Source organism: Frankia sp. AiPs1, from assembly GCF_023716945.1.
Taxonomy (GTDB): domain Bacteria; phylum Actinomycetota; class Actinomycetes; order Frankiales; family Frankiaceae; genus Frankia.
In genome coordinates, this window is sequence record NZ_JAMQQF010000110.1 from 1 (window position 1) to 14,490 (window position 14,490).

General features: G+C 71.9%; 12 protein-coding genes and 1 pseudogene. 8 read left to right on the plus strand and 5 right to left on the minus strand.

What is annotated here, in order from left to right:
* Positions 1–325 (plus strand): annotated as a pseudogene (locus ND748_RS12820) (hypothetical protein); the annotation flags it as partial.
* On the opposite strand, the gene ND748_RS12825 reads toward ND748_RS12820, so the two are convergent.
* Positions 277–837, minus strand: coding sequence for a sigma-70 family RNA polymerase sigma factor (locus tag ND748_RS12825; protein WP_251746022.1), 561 nt, complete (start codon positions 835–837; stop codon positions 277–279). The pseudogene ND748_RS12820 and the gene ND748_RS12825 overlap by 49 nt on opposite strands.
* Positions 838–926: 89 nt before the next feature.
* Positions 927–1,979 (minus strand): pentapeptide repeat-containing protein, encoded by a 1,053-nt coding sequence (locus tag ND748_RS12830; RefSeq protein ID WP_251746023.1) that lies wholly within the window; start codon positions 1,977–1,979, stop codon positions 927–929.
* Between the two features lie 262 nt (positions 1,980–2,241).
* Here ND748_RS12830 and ND748_RS12835 point away from each other — a divergent pair, with 262 nt between their 5' ends.
* The 4 genes from ND748_RS12835 (at position 2,242) to ND748_RS12850 (ending at position 6,272) form a co-directional block, all read left to right on the plus strand.
* Positions 2,242–3,237, plus strand: coding sequence for an ATP-binding cassette domain-containing protein (locus tag ND748_RS12835; RefSeq protein WP_251746024.1), 996 nt, complete (start codon positions 2,242–2,244; stop codon positions 3,235–3,237).
* Positions 3,234–4,070, plus strand: a complete 837-nt coding sequence (locus ND748_RS12840) for an ABC transporter permease (RefSeq protein WP_251746025.1) — start codon at positions 3,234–3,236, stop codon at positions 4,068–4,070. The genes ND748_RS12835 and ND748_RS12840 overlap by 4 nt, the downstream gene beginning before the upstream one ends.
* A 97-nt stretch (positions 4,071–4,167) precedes the next feature.
* Positions 4,168–5,577 (plus strand): sensor histidine kinase, encoded by a 1,410-nt coding sequence (locus ND748_RS12845; protein WP_251746026.1) that lies wholly within the window; start codon positions 4,168–4,170, stop codon positions 5,575–5,577.
* A complete protein-coding gene (locus ND748_RS12850) occupies positions 5,574–6,272 on the plus strand; it encodes a response regulator transcription factor (RefSeq protein WP_251746027.1) in 699 nt (232 codons plus the stop codon). Before ND748_RS12845 ends, ND748_RS12850 begins: the two co-directional genes overlap by 4 nt.
* 51 nt (positions 6,273–6,323) lie before the next feature.
* Here the strand turns inward: ND748_RS12850 and ND748_RS12855 are convergent, their stop codons facing one another.
* Both ND748_RS12855 and ND748_RS12860 read right to left on the minus strand, forming a co-directional pair.
* Positions 6,324–7,247 carry a phosphotransferase gene (locus ND748_RS12855; protein WP_251746028.1) on the minus strand — a complete coding sequence of 308 codons (924 nt, stop codon included), beginning with the start codon at positions 7,245–7,247 and terminating at the stop codon, positions 6,324–6,326.
* An 84-nt stretch (positions 7,248–7,331) separates the two neighbouring features.
* Complete coding sequence (locus ND748_RS12860; RefSeq protein ID WP_251746029.1) at positions 7,332–8,084, minus strand: hypothetical protein; 753 nt, start codon at positions 8,082–8,084, stop codon at positions 7,332–7,334.
* A gap of 181 nt (positions 8,085–8,265) precedes the next feature.
* Here ND748_RS12860 and ND748_RS12865 point away from each other — a divergent pair, with 181 nt between their 5' ends.
* The 3 genes from ND748_RS12865 to ND748_RS12875 all read left to right on the plus strand — a co-directional run bounded on the left by ND748_RS12865 (position 8,266) and on the right by ND748_RS12875 (position 11,585).
* Positions 8,266–9,528 carry a helix-turn-helix domain-containing protein gene (locus ND748_RS12865; RefSeq protein ID WP_251746030.1) on the plus strand — a complete coding sequence of 421 codons (1,263 nt, stop codon included), beginning with the start codon at positions 8,266–8,268 and terminating at the stop codon, positions 9,526–9,528.
* A gap of 4 nt (positions 9,529–9,532) precedes the next feature.
* On the plus strand, positions 9,533–10,090 hold the full coding sequence (locus tag ND748_RS12870) for a GNAT family N-acetyltransferase (protein WP_251746031.1): 558 nt from the start codon (positions 9,533–9,535) through the stop codon (positions 10,088–10,090).
* 580 nt (positions 10,091–10,670) lie between these two features.
* A complete protein-coding gene (locus tag ND748_RS12875) occupies positions 10,671–11,585 on the plus strand; it encodes a hypothetical protein (protein WP_251746032.1) in 915 nt (304 codons plus the stop codon).
* A 51-nt stretch (positions 11,586–11,636) separates the two neighbouring features.
* Here the strand turns inward: ND748_RS12875 and ND748_RS12880 are convergent.
* A partial coding sequence (locus ND748_RS12880) for an SDR family NAD(P)-dependent oxidoreductase (RefSeq protein ID WP_251746033.1) occupies positions 11,637–14,490 on the minus strand: 2,854 nt, incomplete at its 5' end.

A 14,490-nucleotide genomic window follows, 5' to 3' on the forward strand; every position in this document is an offset into this window, starting at 1 on the left:
GCCGGCGGCCGCCCCTTCGCACCCGACGGCGCCCGCCTGGCCGACGCCCCGGGACCGGCCGCGACGACGTGACCCAGCCCCCGCCCCGGCCACTCCGCCATACAGCCCCATCCCGCGCGACGTGGGGGTCCTCCTGCTCGGCGACTCGACCGCCCGGCTGGACGGCGTCCGGGTGCACGGCAGCCCGATCGGGGTGTCGATCGAGGATGCCGCCACGCCGTGGCTGGTCGGGCTCGACGTCGGCGACGCCGACATCGCGGTGGCGGATGAGCGGACCTACAGCACGGTCAGCTCCTCCTGCCGGCGCAGGGTCCGCAGCGCGTAGTGCACCCGGCTCTTCACCGTCCCCTCGGGGATTCCGAGGGCCGTCGCCGCCTGCGCGCAGGTGCGGTCGCGCAGGTAGACCTCGACGAGGGCGGCCCGGTGCTCGGGCCAGATCCGGCGCAGCGCCGCCTGTACGGTGGCCGCGAGCAGAACCGACTCGGCGTGGTCCGGCTGGGCCTGGACCTCGGTGTGCTCGGGCTCCAGTTCGAGCTCGGTCAGCCGGGCCCGACGTCCCCGGTAGCCGTCGACGACGAGGTTGTGCGCCACCCGGCGCAGCCAGCCGTTGATCGAGCCGCGTTCGGGGGTCAACCGATCGAGATTGTGCCAGGCGCGCAGGAAGGTCTCCTGCACGACATCCTCCGCCCGCCCGCGGTCGCCGCCGGTGAGCCGGGTCGCGTAGGAGAGCAGGGTCGTGCGGTGCAGGCGCACGAGCTCGTCGAAATGGTCCTCCGCCGTCCGCGGTTCCACCGTGTTCGCAGGCAGTTCCACCGTGTTCGCAGGCGATTGCGTCATGCTACGACCGTCGCCGTTTGGCACCGCGCTCGATACCAGGCGCTCCCTACGCCTGCGGGGGAGGACCCGATCCGGGCGGAGGGCTAGCCCTACCCCACCGGGTCGGCGCCGCCGGCCTGGGGCGGGGCGACCCAGGACGGCGGCGGCTGGATTCCCGCCGGCAGGCGGGTCCGCTCGTCGCCGCGGGCGGCGTTGACCTGCTTCTGCGTCAGGCCGGACACGCCGGTGAGATCGACGCCGAACAGCAGGGTGCCGGTGAGCGTCGCCCCGCCGAGCTGGGCGCCGGCGAGTTTCGCGTCGACCAGCCGCGCCTCGGTGAGGTCCGCGCCCGTGAGCTGGGCGCCGGTGAGGTTCGTCGCGAACAGCTCGGCGCCGGTGAGGTCCGCCTCGGCCAGCCGGGCCTCGGCGAGGTTCGCCTCGACGAGGAAGGCGCGGGCGAGGGTGGCGCGGACCAGCAGGGCGCGGCTGAGGTTCGCGCCGTCGAGCTGGGCGCGGGTCAGGTTCGCCTCGCTCAGCCGGGCACCGGTGAGGTCGGCGTCCGGCAGGGCGAGATCGGTGAGGCTGGCCGGACCGGTGAGGTCGGCGCCGGTGAGATCGGCGCGGGGGACGGCGCGGCGGTGGGGGAGGCGGGCGAGGACCTGGACGGCGGCGCGGATGTCGATCGCCGGGGGCAGGGGCGCGACGGTGCCGTCGGGGCCGGGCGGCAGCGGCGTGCGCAACAGGGGGCTGGTGCTGAGCTTGCGGACGAAGGCGGAGAGGACCTCGACGACGGTGCGCTGGTCGACGGGGCTGTCGGTGACGATCCGTTCGAGGGCGTAGATGCCGCCGAGGCGGATGGTGTCGCGGTCGGAGCCGAGCTGGTCGATCGCCCGGGTGTAGAGCTCGCGGACGTGGGTGTTCTTGTTGGCCTGGCGGGTCTCGCCCAGGGCGATCAGGCCACCGGCGACGGCGATCAGCGCGGCCACCGCGGTGAGGATCCCGCCCTGCAACGACGCGCGGGCCTCCGCCGCGCCGTCCGTGCCCGGCGGGTACATCCGATCGGTCAGGTGCCAGATCCCGACCGCCGCGCCGATCGCCGCGGCCGCCGCGACCACCCACAGCCATCGCCGGTCCAGTCGGCGAAGTGCTGCTCTGTCCACCATTCCACTGTCCGCCGTTCCGCTGTCCGCCATGGTCGGGTTGTACGCCGCCCGCCGTCACCGGGTGAGGCAAACGCGAGCACGCGCCGAACGTGCCTGCCGCCGGCGCGGGGCGGGAGCGGGATACCTCCCGCGGCGTAGGCGGGTACGCCGCAAGGAGGACGTCGGCGCCGCAAAGATCGCTCTGTGGGCCGTCGTTGCGACGTGGCCAGCGGATTAGGTTCGGCAGTGCTGGACGTGAATCCCTAGAGATGGGCGATCAGTAATGATCGAGGTGCAAGGTCTCACCAAGCGATACGGCGAAAAACTTGCCGTGTCGGAGCTGAGTTTCACGGTCCGGCCCGGCATCGTCACCGGATTTCTCGGGCCGAACGGGTCGGGAAAATCCACGACGATGCGGATGATCGTGGGTCTCGACCAGCCGAGCGAGGGCAGCGTCCTGATCAATGGGCAGCGGTACCGCGATGTCCGGGCGCCGCTGTGCGAGGTCGGTGCGCTGTTGGAGGCGCGGTCGGTGCACACCGGTCGCTCGGCCTACAACCACCTGCTGGCCCTCGCCCAGACCCACGGCATCCCGCGCCGCCGGGTCGGCGACGTCATCGAGCTGGTCGGGCTCGCCGGTGTGGCCCGCAAGCGGGCCGGGGGCTTCTCGCTGGGCATGGGGCAGCGGTTGGGCATCGCCGCGGCGCTGCTCGGCGATCCCGGCACGCTGATCCTCGACGAGCCGGTCAACGGCCTCGACCCGGAGGGCATCCGCTGGATCCGCACCCTGCTGCAGGACCTGGCCGCGCAGGGGCGCACGGTGCTGGTGTCGTCCCACCTGATGAGCGAGATGGCGCTGACCGCCGAGCATCTCGTCGTCATCGGGCAGGGCCGGCTGATCGCGGACATGTCCGTCGCGGACTTCGTCGCCGGCGCCTCCGAGAACGTCGTGCACGTCCGCTCGCCGCGTGCGGCGCAGCTGCGGGATCTGCTGCTGTCGGCGGACGTCACGATCCGCGCGGACGGAGCCGACGTGCTCGAGGTGTCGGGGCTGCCAAGCGATCGGATCGGTGCGATCGCGGCCGCGGCCGGCATCGCACTGTCCGAGCTGACGCCGCGGCAGGCGTCGCTGGAGGAGGCGTTCATGGCGTTGACCCATGACGCCGTCGAGTACCACGGCGGCTCGGCGTCGGCGCTGCCGCACCAGCCGGGGGACGGGTCGGCACAGACGGCGGGCGGCGCCCGCCTCGAGACGCACGGGGCGGGAGCACGATCATGACGACGGTGACGGACGTCGGACCGGCGCGCGGCGAGCTGACGGCGCAGGCCGGCTACGGGGTCACCCAGCGGCGGGTCCTGCACTCGGAGTGGACGAAGCTGCGGTCCCTTCGCTCGACCCTGTTCTCCCTGCTCGCGGCGATCGTGTTCGTGGTCGCCCTCGGCATCCTCATCTCCTGGGCGCAGGCCAGCCACTGGGATCAGGAGTCGCCGATCGACCGGCTCACCTTCGATCCGACGAACACGAGCCTGAGCGGCGTGTTCCTCGCGCAGCTCGCGATCGGTGTGCTCGGCGTGCTGATGTTCAGCGGCGAGTACGGCACGGGCATGATCCGTGCGACGATCACCGCGGTGCCCCACCGCCTGCCGGTGCTGTGGGCGAAGTCGATCGTGTTCGCGGTGGTCACGTTCGTCCTGATGACGGTCTCGTCGTTCGTCGCCTTCGTGGGCGGCCAGGCGATGCTGTCGTCGAAGCACATCGACACCACGCTCGGTCATCCCGGCGTGCTCACCGCCGTGTTCGGCGGCGGTCTCTACCTGACGGTCGTGGCCCTGCTGGGGGTCGCGCTCGGCGCGCTGGTCCGCAGCACCGCCGGCGGGATCGCCACCCTGTTCGGGGTGCTGCTGATCCTTCCGTTGATCGTCAACTTCCTGCCGTCGAGCTGGTCGCACAACATCGACCCGTACCTGCCCAGCAGCGCCGGGCAGGCCGTCTTCACCGTCGTGCGGGAGTCCTCGTCGCTGGGGCCCTGGACCGGCCTGCTGCTGTTCTGCGGGTATGCGGCGGTCCTGCTGGCCGCCGCGGCGGTGGTCCTGCGGCGACGGGACGCCTAGGCTCGTGGCGTCCTCGGCGGGCAGCGGCGGGCGGGTCGTCGGGCGGGTCTTCAGACAAGTCGTCAGGCGGGTCGTCGCGAGCACGGCCGCGAGCACAATGGAGCCCGTGGCCCACGACGTGGCTGTCGACGATCTGCCCGGCCCGCGCGGCCCCGGCCGGCTGCTCGGGCTGCTCGCGGCGCGTCCGACCGGAGTCGACGCGGCGATCGTGCTGCCGTGCGCGGCGCTGGCGCTGATCGCCGCGGTGCTGCACCCCGAGGGGCGGCCGCTGGGTCTGGTGTTCGCGGCCGCGCTGCTGGTTCCGCTGATCTGGCGGCGGTCGCGGCCGATGGCGGTGTTCGCCCTGCTCGCCGCGATCGCCTTCGTCCAATGGCTGCTCGACGTGACCTCGCCCGGCGACGCGGCGCTGCTCATCGCCCTCTACTCCGTCGCCGCGTCCCGGCCCCGCCGCTGGGCGCTGCTCGCGGCCGGCATCACCGAACTCGGGGTGGTGCTGGCGGCGGTGCGCTGGGGCGGCCCCCCGGTGCGGGAGGTGTTCAGCGCCTTCGTGTTCCTCACCGGCATGATGATCGCGGCCTGCGCGACCGGGGTGAACATCGGTGGGCGCCGTGCGCGGCTGGCCTACCTGGAGGATCGCGCGGCCCGCCTCGAACGCGAACGCGACCAGCAGAACCGCCTGGGCGCCGCGGCCGAACGGGCCCGCATCGCCCGCGAGATGCACGACGTCGTCGCCCACAACCTCTCCGTGATCATCGCCCTCGCGGACGGCGTGGCGTTCACCCTCGACACCGACCCTGCCGGGGCCGGCCGGGCAGTCCAGGCCGTGTCCGACACCGGCCGGGAGGCGCTCGGGGAGATGCGCCGGCTTCTTGGCATCCTGCGCGACGACGCGCAGCAGGACACCCGCGCGCCGCAACCCGGCCTCGGTGATCTCGACCGCCTCGTCGAGCAGGTCCGGGCGACCGGCCTGCCCGTCACCATGGAGATCAGCGGCGAGCCGGTCGCGCTGTCCGGCGGCGCCGCGCTCACCGTCTACCGGCTCGTGCAGGAGGCCCTGACCAACACCCTCAAGCACGGCGGCCCCGCGGCGACGGCCCAGGTCCGGCTGCGGTACGCCGCCAGCGCGCTCGAGGTCGAGATCGTCGACGGCGGCACAGGCAAGCCCGGCGCCCCTGGTGGTTCTGGTGGTTCTGGCGGCCTCGGCGGTTCTGACGGCCTCGGCAGCCCTGGCGGTTCTGGCGTTCCCGGGGGTTCTGGCGTTCCTGGCGGGCAGGGGCTGGTCGGGATGCGGGAACGGGTGGCGGCCTTCGGTGGCGTCGTGGCGGCCGGGCCGCGGCCGACGGGCGGCTGGCGCGTCCACGCGCGGCTGCTCGCCGATCCCGATCCGGTCGCGCCCGCCGACGGCGTCCCGCAGCCCAGCCCCGTGCAGCTCAACCCCGCGCAGGGCGGCGACGTGCAGGGCGGCCCCGTGCCGCGGCAGATCGCGGCGCAGCGGGTGGCCAGGTGACGATTTCGGTCCTCCTGGTGGACGACCAACCGCTGCTGCGCCTCGGCTTCCGGATGGTTCTGTCCTCGCAGCCCGACCTGACCGTCGTCGGGGAGGCGGGTGACGGCGCGGAGGCGATCCGGCTGACCGCCGAGCTCGCGCCCGACGTCGTGCTCATGGACGTCCGGATGCCCGGCATGGACGGGATCGAGGCGACCCGTCGGATCATCGCCGCCGGCGGGGCGGCCCGGATTCTCATCCTGACCACCTTCGACCTCGACCAGTACGCCTACGCGGCGCTGCGGTCGGGCGCCAGCGGCTTCCTGCTCAAGGACGTGCGTCCGGCGGACCTGCTGTCCGCGATCCGGGCGGTGGCGGTCGGCGACGCCGTGGTCGCGCCGAGCATCACCCGCCGGCTGCTCGACACCTTCGCCCACCGGCTGCCCGACCCGGACAGCCCGCGCGCCCCCGCCGATCCCCGCGTGGGTCGCCTCACCGACCGCGAACTGGTCGTCCTGGGCGAGGTCGCGGCCGGGCATTCCAACGCCGAGATCGCGGCGCGCCTCGTGCTGTCGGAGGCCACCGTGAAGACCCACGTCGGCCGGATCCTCGCGAAACTGGAGCTGCGCGACCGCGTGCAGGCGGTCGTCTTCGCCTACGAGACGGGCCTCGTGCGCCCCTCCGACCGGCCACCCACCCAGCCGGGACCGGCCTGACCGTCCCGACTCCTGCGCGTGTGCGCAGGTGACGTTCTCTCACCGCGCCGTTCACCGGTCCGGTACCCACAGGAATGCGGCGGCTTCGTGGAGGTGTCTGCGAATCACCGGGATCACCGTGGGGTCCCGATCGGGGTTCGGCATCCAGATCGCGGACTGCTCGAGGTACCAGGCAATGATCCACAGCCGGTGCCAGCCGAGAGCCCACGTCTCGGGGGGCAGACCGGCACGGGGTCGGGAGGTTTCCGCCGCGCCGCCGGCTCTGACGTACGCCCAGATCAGGTGGCGCAGGCTCGTCGGGTTCGCCGGTTGCTGCGTTCCCTGCCAGGAGGCCAGGTCGAGCAGCCCGGGGCCGAGGAAGGAACGGGCCCAGTCCAGCAGCCACCATCCGTCGTCGCGGAGGTGCAGGCTGGTCGGGTGGAACTCGCTGTGACACAGTCCGAACGGGGCGAGGTCCGCCCCGTCCGCAAACCGATCCGCGTGCTCCACGAGCGGGACCAACAGGCGATCCAGATCGGTGGTATCCGCCCATCGCCCCGCTGCCCGTAGTTCCTCCAGGCGACTCAGGGCCCGGCCGGGGAGCGCGGTCAACGCCGCCCGGTCGAGAACAGGCAGCGCGTCGGGTGCTGCTGTCTCATGGGTCGCGATGGCCGCGGTGACGGCGTCGTCGATGGTTGCTTCTCGATCCGCGTCGCCGAGATCGTGCATCAGCATGCCCAGAACGCCGTCGCGGGCGGCGGAGGCGAACACTTCCGGCACGCGGACCCCCTGCCCGTGGACGTGCCGCAGGATGTCGGCCTCCGCGGTGAAGGGTTCCCGACCCCACTTGAAGATCAGATCGGGGCCGTCGGTGAAGCTGAGCCGTTCCACCCCGGACATCTCCCACACCCGGACCCGCGTACGGGCGGCAGGCATTCCCCGGCCGGTCTGGTGGACCAGGTCAGCCAGGATCGCGAACTGCGGTGTGTTGTCCATGCTCGACCTCCGACGACCTTCCCGCCACGCGGACACGAGCCGGCCGGTGAAGGCGGGGTACGGTCACCGGCCGGCCCAGGAGTGTCAGGCGGTCGGGACGGAACCGGCCAGGGCGCGGATCGACGCGATCCATCCCGCCTTCATCGTGCCCAGGTCCGCCCGGAACCGGCCCAGGTCGACACCGTAGGGCGCGACCACGCCGCCGGCCAGGTTCGGCGACGACTGGCAGCCGTGAACGAGCCGCCCACCGAGCGCCGCATGCGCCCGGACGGAGGCGACCCGCCGATACTCGTTGAAGAACCCGCCGTGGTACAGGTCGTCGACCCGCTCGGACTCGGCGGTGTCGAGACCGAACACCACCTCAGCCGTGACAGCGAAGAACCACGCCGGCCCGATGTCGGAGATGTCCCCCGACAACTCCACCCGGTTCAGCGCCGCCAGCGTCGCCGACTCGCGCAGGATTCGTAGGTCCTGCGTGGTGACCTCCAGCTCCGGATCGTCGATGACGTCCGGGGAGAACAGGTAGCTGTACACCTTGTCGGCCGTCCGCAGCACCGCGGCCGGGTCGCCGGTGCGCTGGCCGAAGGCGCGGACGAACTCCAACGCCTGCTGTTCCACCGCTGCCGTCTCGGTCTCGGTCTGCGACAGCAGCCGGTCGGTGACCAGGTCCCAGTCCACCAGCATCCACACGGGCCGGTCGCTACGACGGAAGAAGTACGCGGTCGGGTCGATCCTCAACGTCGAACCGTCCACCTCAATCCCCGGGATACGCTCCCACGCGGGCGCGAACGGCTGCCCCATCTCCACCTCGATCTTCGTTTCCAACGCCGTGGCCATCTCGACATCCCTTCCCGTTGGTCTTCGGCGCCGGCCGGGGACCTCATGTCAGCCCGACCGGAACCGCTGCACCGATCGTGGTCGCCGTCGCAGGCCGGAGGAATGTATGACTGGTCCTCGCACATATGCTGGTGTCGAGGTCCTGGCCTCCCAGACGCGCCCCCGGGGCCACGATGACGACATGCCCGCGTTGCTCGGCCCCGAGATACGGCGCCGTCGGACCGCCGTCGGACTTTCACAGCAGCGCCTCGCGGCGCGCGTCGAAGCCGACCAGGGCCTGATCTCCAAGATCGAGACGGGCGTGAAAGTGCCGTCGCCTCGCCTGTTGAGGGCGCTCGACGATGCGCTGCATGCCGAAGGCGACTTGGTCGACCTGCACTGCCAGGAGATCCGTGCCGGGTCGGGCGCACACGACGACGTGCGATCTCGGAAACAGAAGGAGATGGTCACCATGGCCGCCCACCGTGCCCGAGAATTCGCCCTCTCCCACCAGGCGACGCTGACTGCCGAGACGATCGAACAGGTCTACGACGACGTGCGGACACTCGCCGTCGCCTACCCGAAACAGCCCCTGGCCGACCTCCTTGGATCACTCGCCGGGGTCCAGGACACTCTTTTCAGTCTTCTCGAACAACGACGGAAGCCCGCCCAGGCGCAGCAGCTCTACCTGCTCGCCGGCGTGACCGGCGGACTGCTGGGTAAAGCCGCCCACGATCTAAGCGTCCCCCACGCCGCCATGACTCACGCCCGGACCGCCTACGTCTGCGCCGAGCATGCCGATCACGACGGCCTACGCGCATGGATACGCGGACTACAATCTCTCATCGCCTACTGGAGCGGTCGACCGCACGAAGCCCTCCGCTACGCCCAGACCGGCGCCACGTTCGCCGCCTCCAGTGGAGGCACAGTTGCTGTCTGGCTTCCCCTCAACGAGGCACGAGCCTGGGCCGCTCTGCGCAACGTCGAGGAAACCCGAGCAGCCATCGGCAAGGCCGAACGAGCCTGGGAGCAGGTCACCGCCGACGAGCTCGACGAGATCGGCGGCATGTGCACTTTCTCCCGTGCACGCCAGTCCTACTACGCCGCCGACGCGCTGAACTGGCATCCCACCGAAGCCGACGCGGCAGAGACTTACTCCACGCAGGCCGTCGATGCCTACAGCGACACCAACCGACCTGAGTGGGCGTTCGGTGACCAGGCCGGTAGCCACACCGGACTTGCCCTCTCCCGCATCGCCCGCGGTGACCTCGACGGCGCCGCCGACGCCATCACGCCCGTACTCGGTCTCGTCCCCGGACAGCGGATCAACGGGATCGTGCACAGTGTGCAACGGTTGCATGCCGCCATCGCCCACTCTGAGTTGGGCGCAGACCCCGCCGCCCGCAACCTACAAGAGGAGATCGAGACCTTCACCCGCACTCCGGCTGCCGCTCTGCCACGGTAGGACCGTGACCCTCCTCTACCCCCTCCACCTGGCCGGCGCCGCTGTCACGCTCCGCGAGTTCGGCGAAGACGACACCGAAGCCGTACACGCCCTAGTCGGGGATTCGCGCGTCACCGACTACCTGTCCTTCGACGCCAAGACCCGCGAGCAGTCCGACACCATGCTCGCCGGCATCGTCGACCGTGCGAGGCAGGAGCCCCGGACGGAGTTCTACCTCGCCGTCGACCTCGCCGGATCACTGATCGGCTTCGCCCGGCTCGGGCTCAACGGCGTGCAGGCCGCGAAACTCGGCTACGCCATCCAGGCTGACCAGTGGGGCCGGGGACATGCCACCGACGCCGTCCGTACCGCCATCCAGTTCGGCTTCGGCGTCCTGGGGCTTCACCGCATCAGCGCCGCGATCGGCCCCAACAACGCGGCCTCCGTCGCCGTCGTCGAGCACCTCGGCTTCACCGTCGAAGGACGTATCCGCGACCACGTGTACACGGGTGGCATCTGGCGCGACAGCCTGCTCTACTCTGTCCTGACTCATGAATGGCCCACGTCTAGCCCGGGACGCTAAGTAACTACCGGGCCGCCTGAGGGGTCCCAGTTCTTCGAGCAGTGATTTCTTCTCAATATTCTACATAATAAGTTGACCCGGCGCCAGGTATACCCCTTGTCTACGGCCGGAGGTCTGGTTCGCTTTGAACGTGTTATTGAACTGAGGTCACGAATGCCGCTGGAGGTTATCAGAAAATATCCACCATTGAGATGGAACTGGCCAGCAGCAGGTCGGCCGCCTCGGTACACCCGGTCGGAGTGGGACGGCCAGCCCTCCCACTCCGACTACGGACCCGGGCCGGCCGGCCGATCCGCCATGGAGCACAGCGCGGAGCGCACATCCCCGTCGCCGGACGTGCTCGCCTCGGCTCAGCCCCACCGCAGAGCAGCACCGCGAGGAACGAACGACCAGGCCGATACAGCCGGAGAGTCCCGGTGAGCACGGTCAACCGCCGGCCGGCATCCATCGTTTCGCCCACCGTCCGAGCAGCCCTGGACATCCACCTGATTTCGTCATACTAAATGAGGGGACAGTGGAGGCTGGTGGGACTGGCGATCGCCCGATCGCGGCTCGGCCGGCGTGCGAGCGGAGGCGACCGATGAGCACAGACAGTCAGGTCAGGGATCCCTACGCGTTACGGGACCGAATTCTGGCGCTCGATCCCGTCGAGAATGCCCGGGAGATCGCCCATCTTTTTCACCGCGACTTCCAGCGGGCCCTGCTGCCGCAGATCGCGACCGGCTTCTTCGCGACGATCTCGCCGCCGCGGATGACCCGCATCCTGATTCGCACCGGTGAACTGGAGTTCCGTAACCGCAAACGGCTGGTGGACCAGATGCTCATCCACCACGAGATGCTGAGCCATGGCTTCGTGCCGGGTCGGGGGCGCGACGCGCTGCGGCGGATGAACGAGATGCACCACAAATACGCGATCACCGCGGAGGATTTCACGGCCGTGTCGGTCGAGACCACGCTCGGCCAGCTGACCGCGGCCCGCGAGTACGGCTGGCGGGAACTCACCGAGCACGAGGTGCTCGGCGTCGTCGAGTTCGAGCGCGTGCAGGCCCTGCACATGAACATCCGGGACGTGCCCGCCACCGTCGCGGAGATGGTCGCCTTCCGCGACGACTACTTCGACCGGCAGGTGCGCTTCGCCCCGTCGAACCGGCGGCTCGCCGAATCGGCGCTGCGGCTGCTGGCCACCGTCGTGCCGGCGCACATCGCCCCGCGGGTTGAGAAGGTCCTGATGAGCCTGACCGATCCCCGCATCGTCGCGGCCCTGGGCTACGACTATCCCGACGCCGCCTACCGGGAGCGGGTCCACCGCGCCACCCGCGAGCACGCGGCCCGGGACGCCACCGACAAGCGGGCGCCGCAGCTCGTCCTCGACCTGATCGCGAGCGTCTACCCCGACGGGTACGAGATCGACCGGCTCGGCACGCATCTGCGCTCCGACGAGCAGCGGCATGGGCGGCAGGACCACGCTGTCCCGCCGCCCATGTGTCCGGTGTGACGCGGCGTCCGGTGTACGCGGCGTCCGGTGTGACGCGGCGTCCGCCGCGGCTCACTCGAGCGGCAGGGCTGCCCGTTCGGCCAGGCCGTCGGCCAGCGCGGCGAGGGTGGCGTACTTCCAGACGAAGTTGCCGGGCAGGCTGATGCCGAGGGCGGGCTCGAGGCGGGAGCGCAGTTCGAGCGCGAGCAGCGAGTCGAAGCCGAGGGAGCGCAGCGGCGTGTCCGGGTCGATGGCACTCGAACCAAGCCGCAGGACTGTCCGCAGGTGGTCGGCGAGGTAGGACTCGAACGTCTCCCGACGGGCGAGGCCGGGCGCCGACCCGCGGATCGCGGCGAGGACGTCGGTGGAGCCGTCCGCGCGTCCGTCGTGTCCGTCGCCGCCGCCGCCGCCGTGTCCGTCGCCGGCGCCGTTTCCGTTTCCGTCGCCGACCGGACGTCCGCCGGGTCGCGCGGCGGGCGGTTCGGCCTTGGCCTGGCCGGGGTTCGGGGGCACGGCGTCGGCCTGTCGAGTGTCGGTCTCGGCGCGGACGAGTCCCCGGAACAGCGCGGCGTCCCGGCCGGCGGCCGGTATCCAGGTGGCGGGTGTGCCGGGCAGGACGGCCGCGTGGCGGCGGCGGTGCAGCAGAACCGTCTCCAGCGCGTGCAGGCCCTGCGCCGTCGAGATCGTGTCGTATCCCCGGCCGGCGAAATCGGTGGCGGCACCCACCTCACCCCACGGGCCCCAGTTGATCGCCGTCGTCGGCAGCCCCTGTTCGGACCGCCAGTCGGCGAAGGAGTCGAGCCAGGAGTTCGCCGCGGCGTAGGCGCCCTGACCCGGGTTGCCCAGCAGGGAGGACATCGACGAGTAGAGCACGAACCAGTCGAGTGGCCGGTCGGCGGTGGCCTCGTGCAGCCGCCAGGCCGCCTCGGCCTTCGGCCGCCAGACCCGCTCGACCTGCTCATCCGTGATGCCGCTGATCACGGCGTCGGCGAGGACCATCGCGGAATGCACGATCCCGCGTAGCGCCAGACCGTCGGCGGTGGCGGCGGCCACGAGGCGGTCGGTGGTTTCCGCCTCGGCCGCGTCGCCGAGCACCACCTGGATGTCGGCGCCCGCGGCGGCGAGGCGGGCAAGACGCTCCTCGACCTGCGGGGTGGGCGCCGACCTGCCGTTGAGCACCAGGCGGCCGGCGCCGCGGGAGGCCAGCCAGGCCGCGGTCTCCAGGCCGACCCCGCGCAGGCCGCCAGTGATGAGGTAGGACCCGTCCGTCCGCACCGGCGGGCGGACACCGCCGGACAGGGCCGCGGTCGTCCGGCCCTCGGCGGGCACGGTGAGGACGACCTTGCCGATGTGGCGCGCCCCGGCCATGAACCGGAACGCCTCGGTGGCCTGCGCGAGCGGGTACGTCGTCACGGGCGGTGGCGTGAGCCGCCCGGCGTCGAAGGCCGCCGAAACCTCGCGCAGGATGACGGCGACGCGCTCGGGCCGGTTCCGGCAAAGATCGAGGATGTTGACGCTGGCCATGGTGATGCTGTTGCGGAACGGCAGCAGTCCCAGCGGGTTGTCGGCGAGAATGTCGCGCAGCCCGAGCTCGACGAAGCGGCCGAAGGGCGCCAGGCAGTCCAGGCCGGCGCGGATGGCCTCGCCCGCCAGCGAGTTGAGCACCACGTCGACGCCCCGCCCGCCGGTGGCGGCCCGGGTCTGCTCGGCGAAGTCGAGGCGGCGGGAGTCCATGACCTGGTCGATGCCCATGCCGCGCAGGTAGGCCCGCTTCTCCGGGCTGCCGGCCGTGGCCAGCACCTCGGCGCCGAGCATCCGGGCGACGGCGATCGCGGCGAGACCCGTGCCCCCGGTGCCGGCGTGGACCAGAACCCGTTCCCCGGCGCGCAGCCCCGCCAGGTCGTGCAGCGCGTACCAGGCGGTGAGGAAGGCGACGGGAATCCCGGCCGCGCGCACCGGGTCGACGCCGACCGGCACCGGCATGGTGAACTCGGCGCCGGTCGTCAGGAACGTGCCGAAGGCGCCGCCGCCGGTGAGGTCGACGGCGAGCACCTCCTGCCCGGGCGACGGCGACGTCACACCCGGGCCGACGGCGGTGACGACGCCGGCGCACTCGAATCCGATCGGGCCGTGCGGCAGCGCTCCCAGGGCGATCAGGACGTCCCGGAAGTTCATGCCCGCCGCCTGCACCCGCACCTCGACCTGCCCCGGCCCGGGAGTCCGGCGCGCCACGGCGACCGGATCCAGGTCGTCGAGGCTGCCGCCGCTCGGTGCCCGCAGCGCGATTGCGTCCCGCCCGTACTCCACCTCCTGGCGGCCTGCCGCGCGGCGTTCGGCGGCAGTCGGCGGCGCCGGCACGATGCGGGCGACGAAGCGCACCCCGGCCCGCAGGGCGACCTCCTCGTCCGAGCCGTCGGCGAGCAGCTCGTCGACGATCCCGGCGGCGTCGTCGGTCGACCCCGGGTCGGCGTCGATGTGCATCGTCCGCAGCTCGGGATGTTCCAGCGCCAGCACCCGCAGCAGGCCGCGCACGCCACCGGGGACCAGCCCGGGTGGACTGCCCGCGGCGAGCGTCTGTGCTCCCCGGGTGAGGGTGACCAGCCGCGGCGGCGGCCCGGACAGCCCGGCCAGGGCCTGGACCACGCCCAGGAGTTGCCGGGTCCGGCGGCGGGCGGCGATCGGGGGCGAGTCCGCCCCGGCCTGTTCGGCCGTGCTGTCGAGGGCCGTGCCGTCGAAAGCCGTGCCGTCGAAAGCCGGGGCGTCGAAGGCGACGAGGATCCGGTCGGGGCGGTCGGCGCCCGTGCACGCGTCGGTGAACGCCCTGCTCCAGGTCTCGTCGCCGTCCTGCGGCCCGGCCTCACGACCATCGAGGAGATCGCGCAGCGTCGGCGCTGGATCGAGGACGCCGGCGGACTGCCGCCCGGAC

Coding starts and splice junctions, on each gene's coding strand:
- ND748_RS12830 (WP_251746023.1), bottom strand. CDS start 1,979: ATGGTGGACAGAGCAGCACTTCGCCGACTGGACCGGCGATGGCTGTGG.
- ND748_RS12825 (WP_251746022.1), bottom strand. CDS start 837: ATGACGCAATCGCCTGCGAACACGGTGGAACTGCCTGCGAACACGGTG.
- ND748_RS12865 (WP_251746030.1), top strand. CDS start 8,266: ATGCCCGCGTTGCTCGGCCCCGAGATACGGCGCCGTCGGACCGCCGTC.
- ND748_RS12860 (WP_251746029.1), bottom strand. CDS start 8,084: ATGGCCACGGCGTTGGAAACGAAGATCGAGGTGGAGATGGGGCAGCCG.
- ND748_RS12875 (WP_251746032.1), top strand. CDS start 10,671: ATGAGCACAGACAGTCAGGTCAGGGATCCCTACGCGTTACGGGACCGA.
- ND748_RS12845 (WP_251746026.1), top strand. CDS start 4,168: ATGGAGCCCGTGGCCCACGACGTGGCTGTCGACGATCTGCCCGGCCCG.
- ND748_RS12855 (WP_251746028.1), bottom strand. CDS start 7,247: ATGGACAACACACCGCAGTTCGCGATCCTGGCTGACCTGGTCCACCAG.
- ND748_RS12840 (WP_251746025.1), top strand. CDS start 3,234: ATGACGACGGTGACGGACGTCGGACCGGCGCGCGGCGAGCTGACGGCG.
- ND748_RS12835 (WP_251746024.1), top strand. CDS start 2,242: ATGATCGAGGTGCAAGGTCTCACCAAGCGATACGGCGAAAAACTTGCC.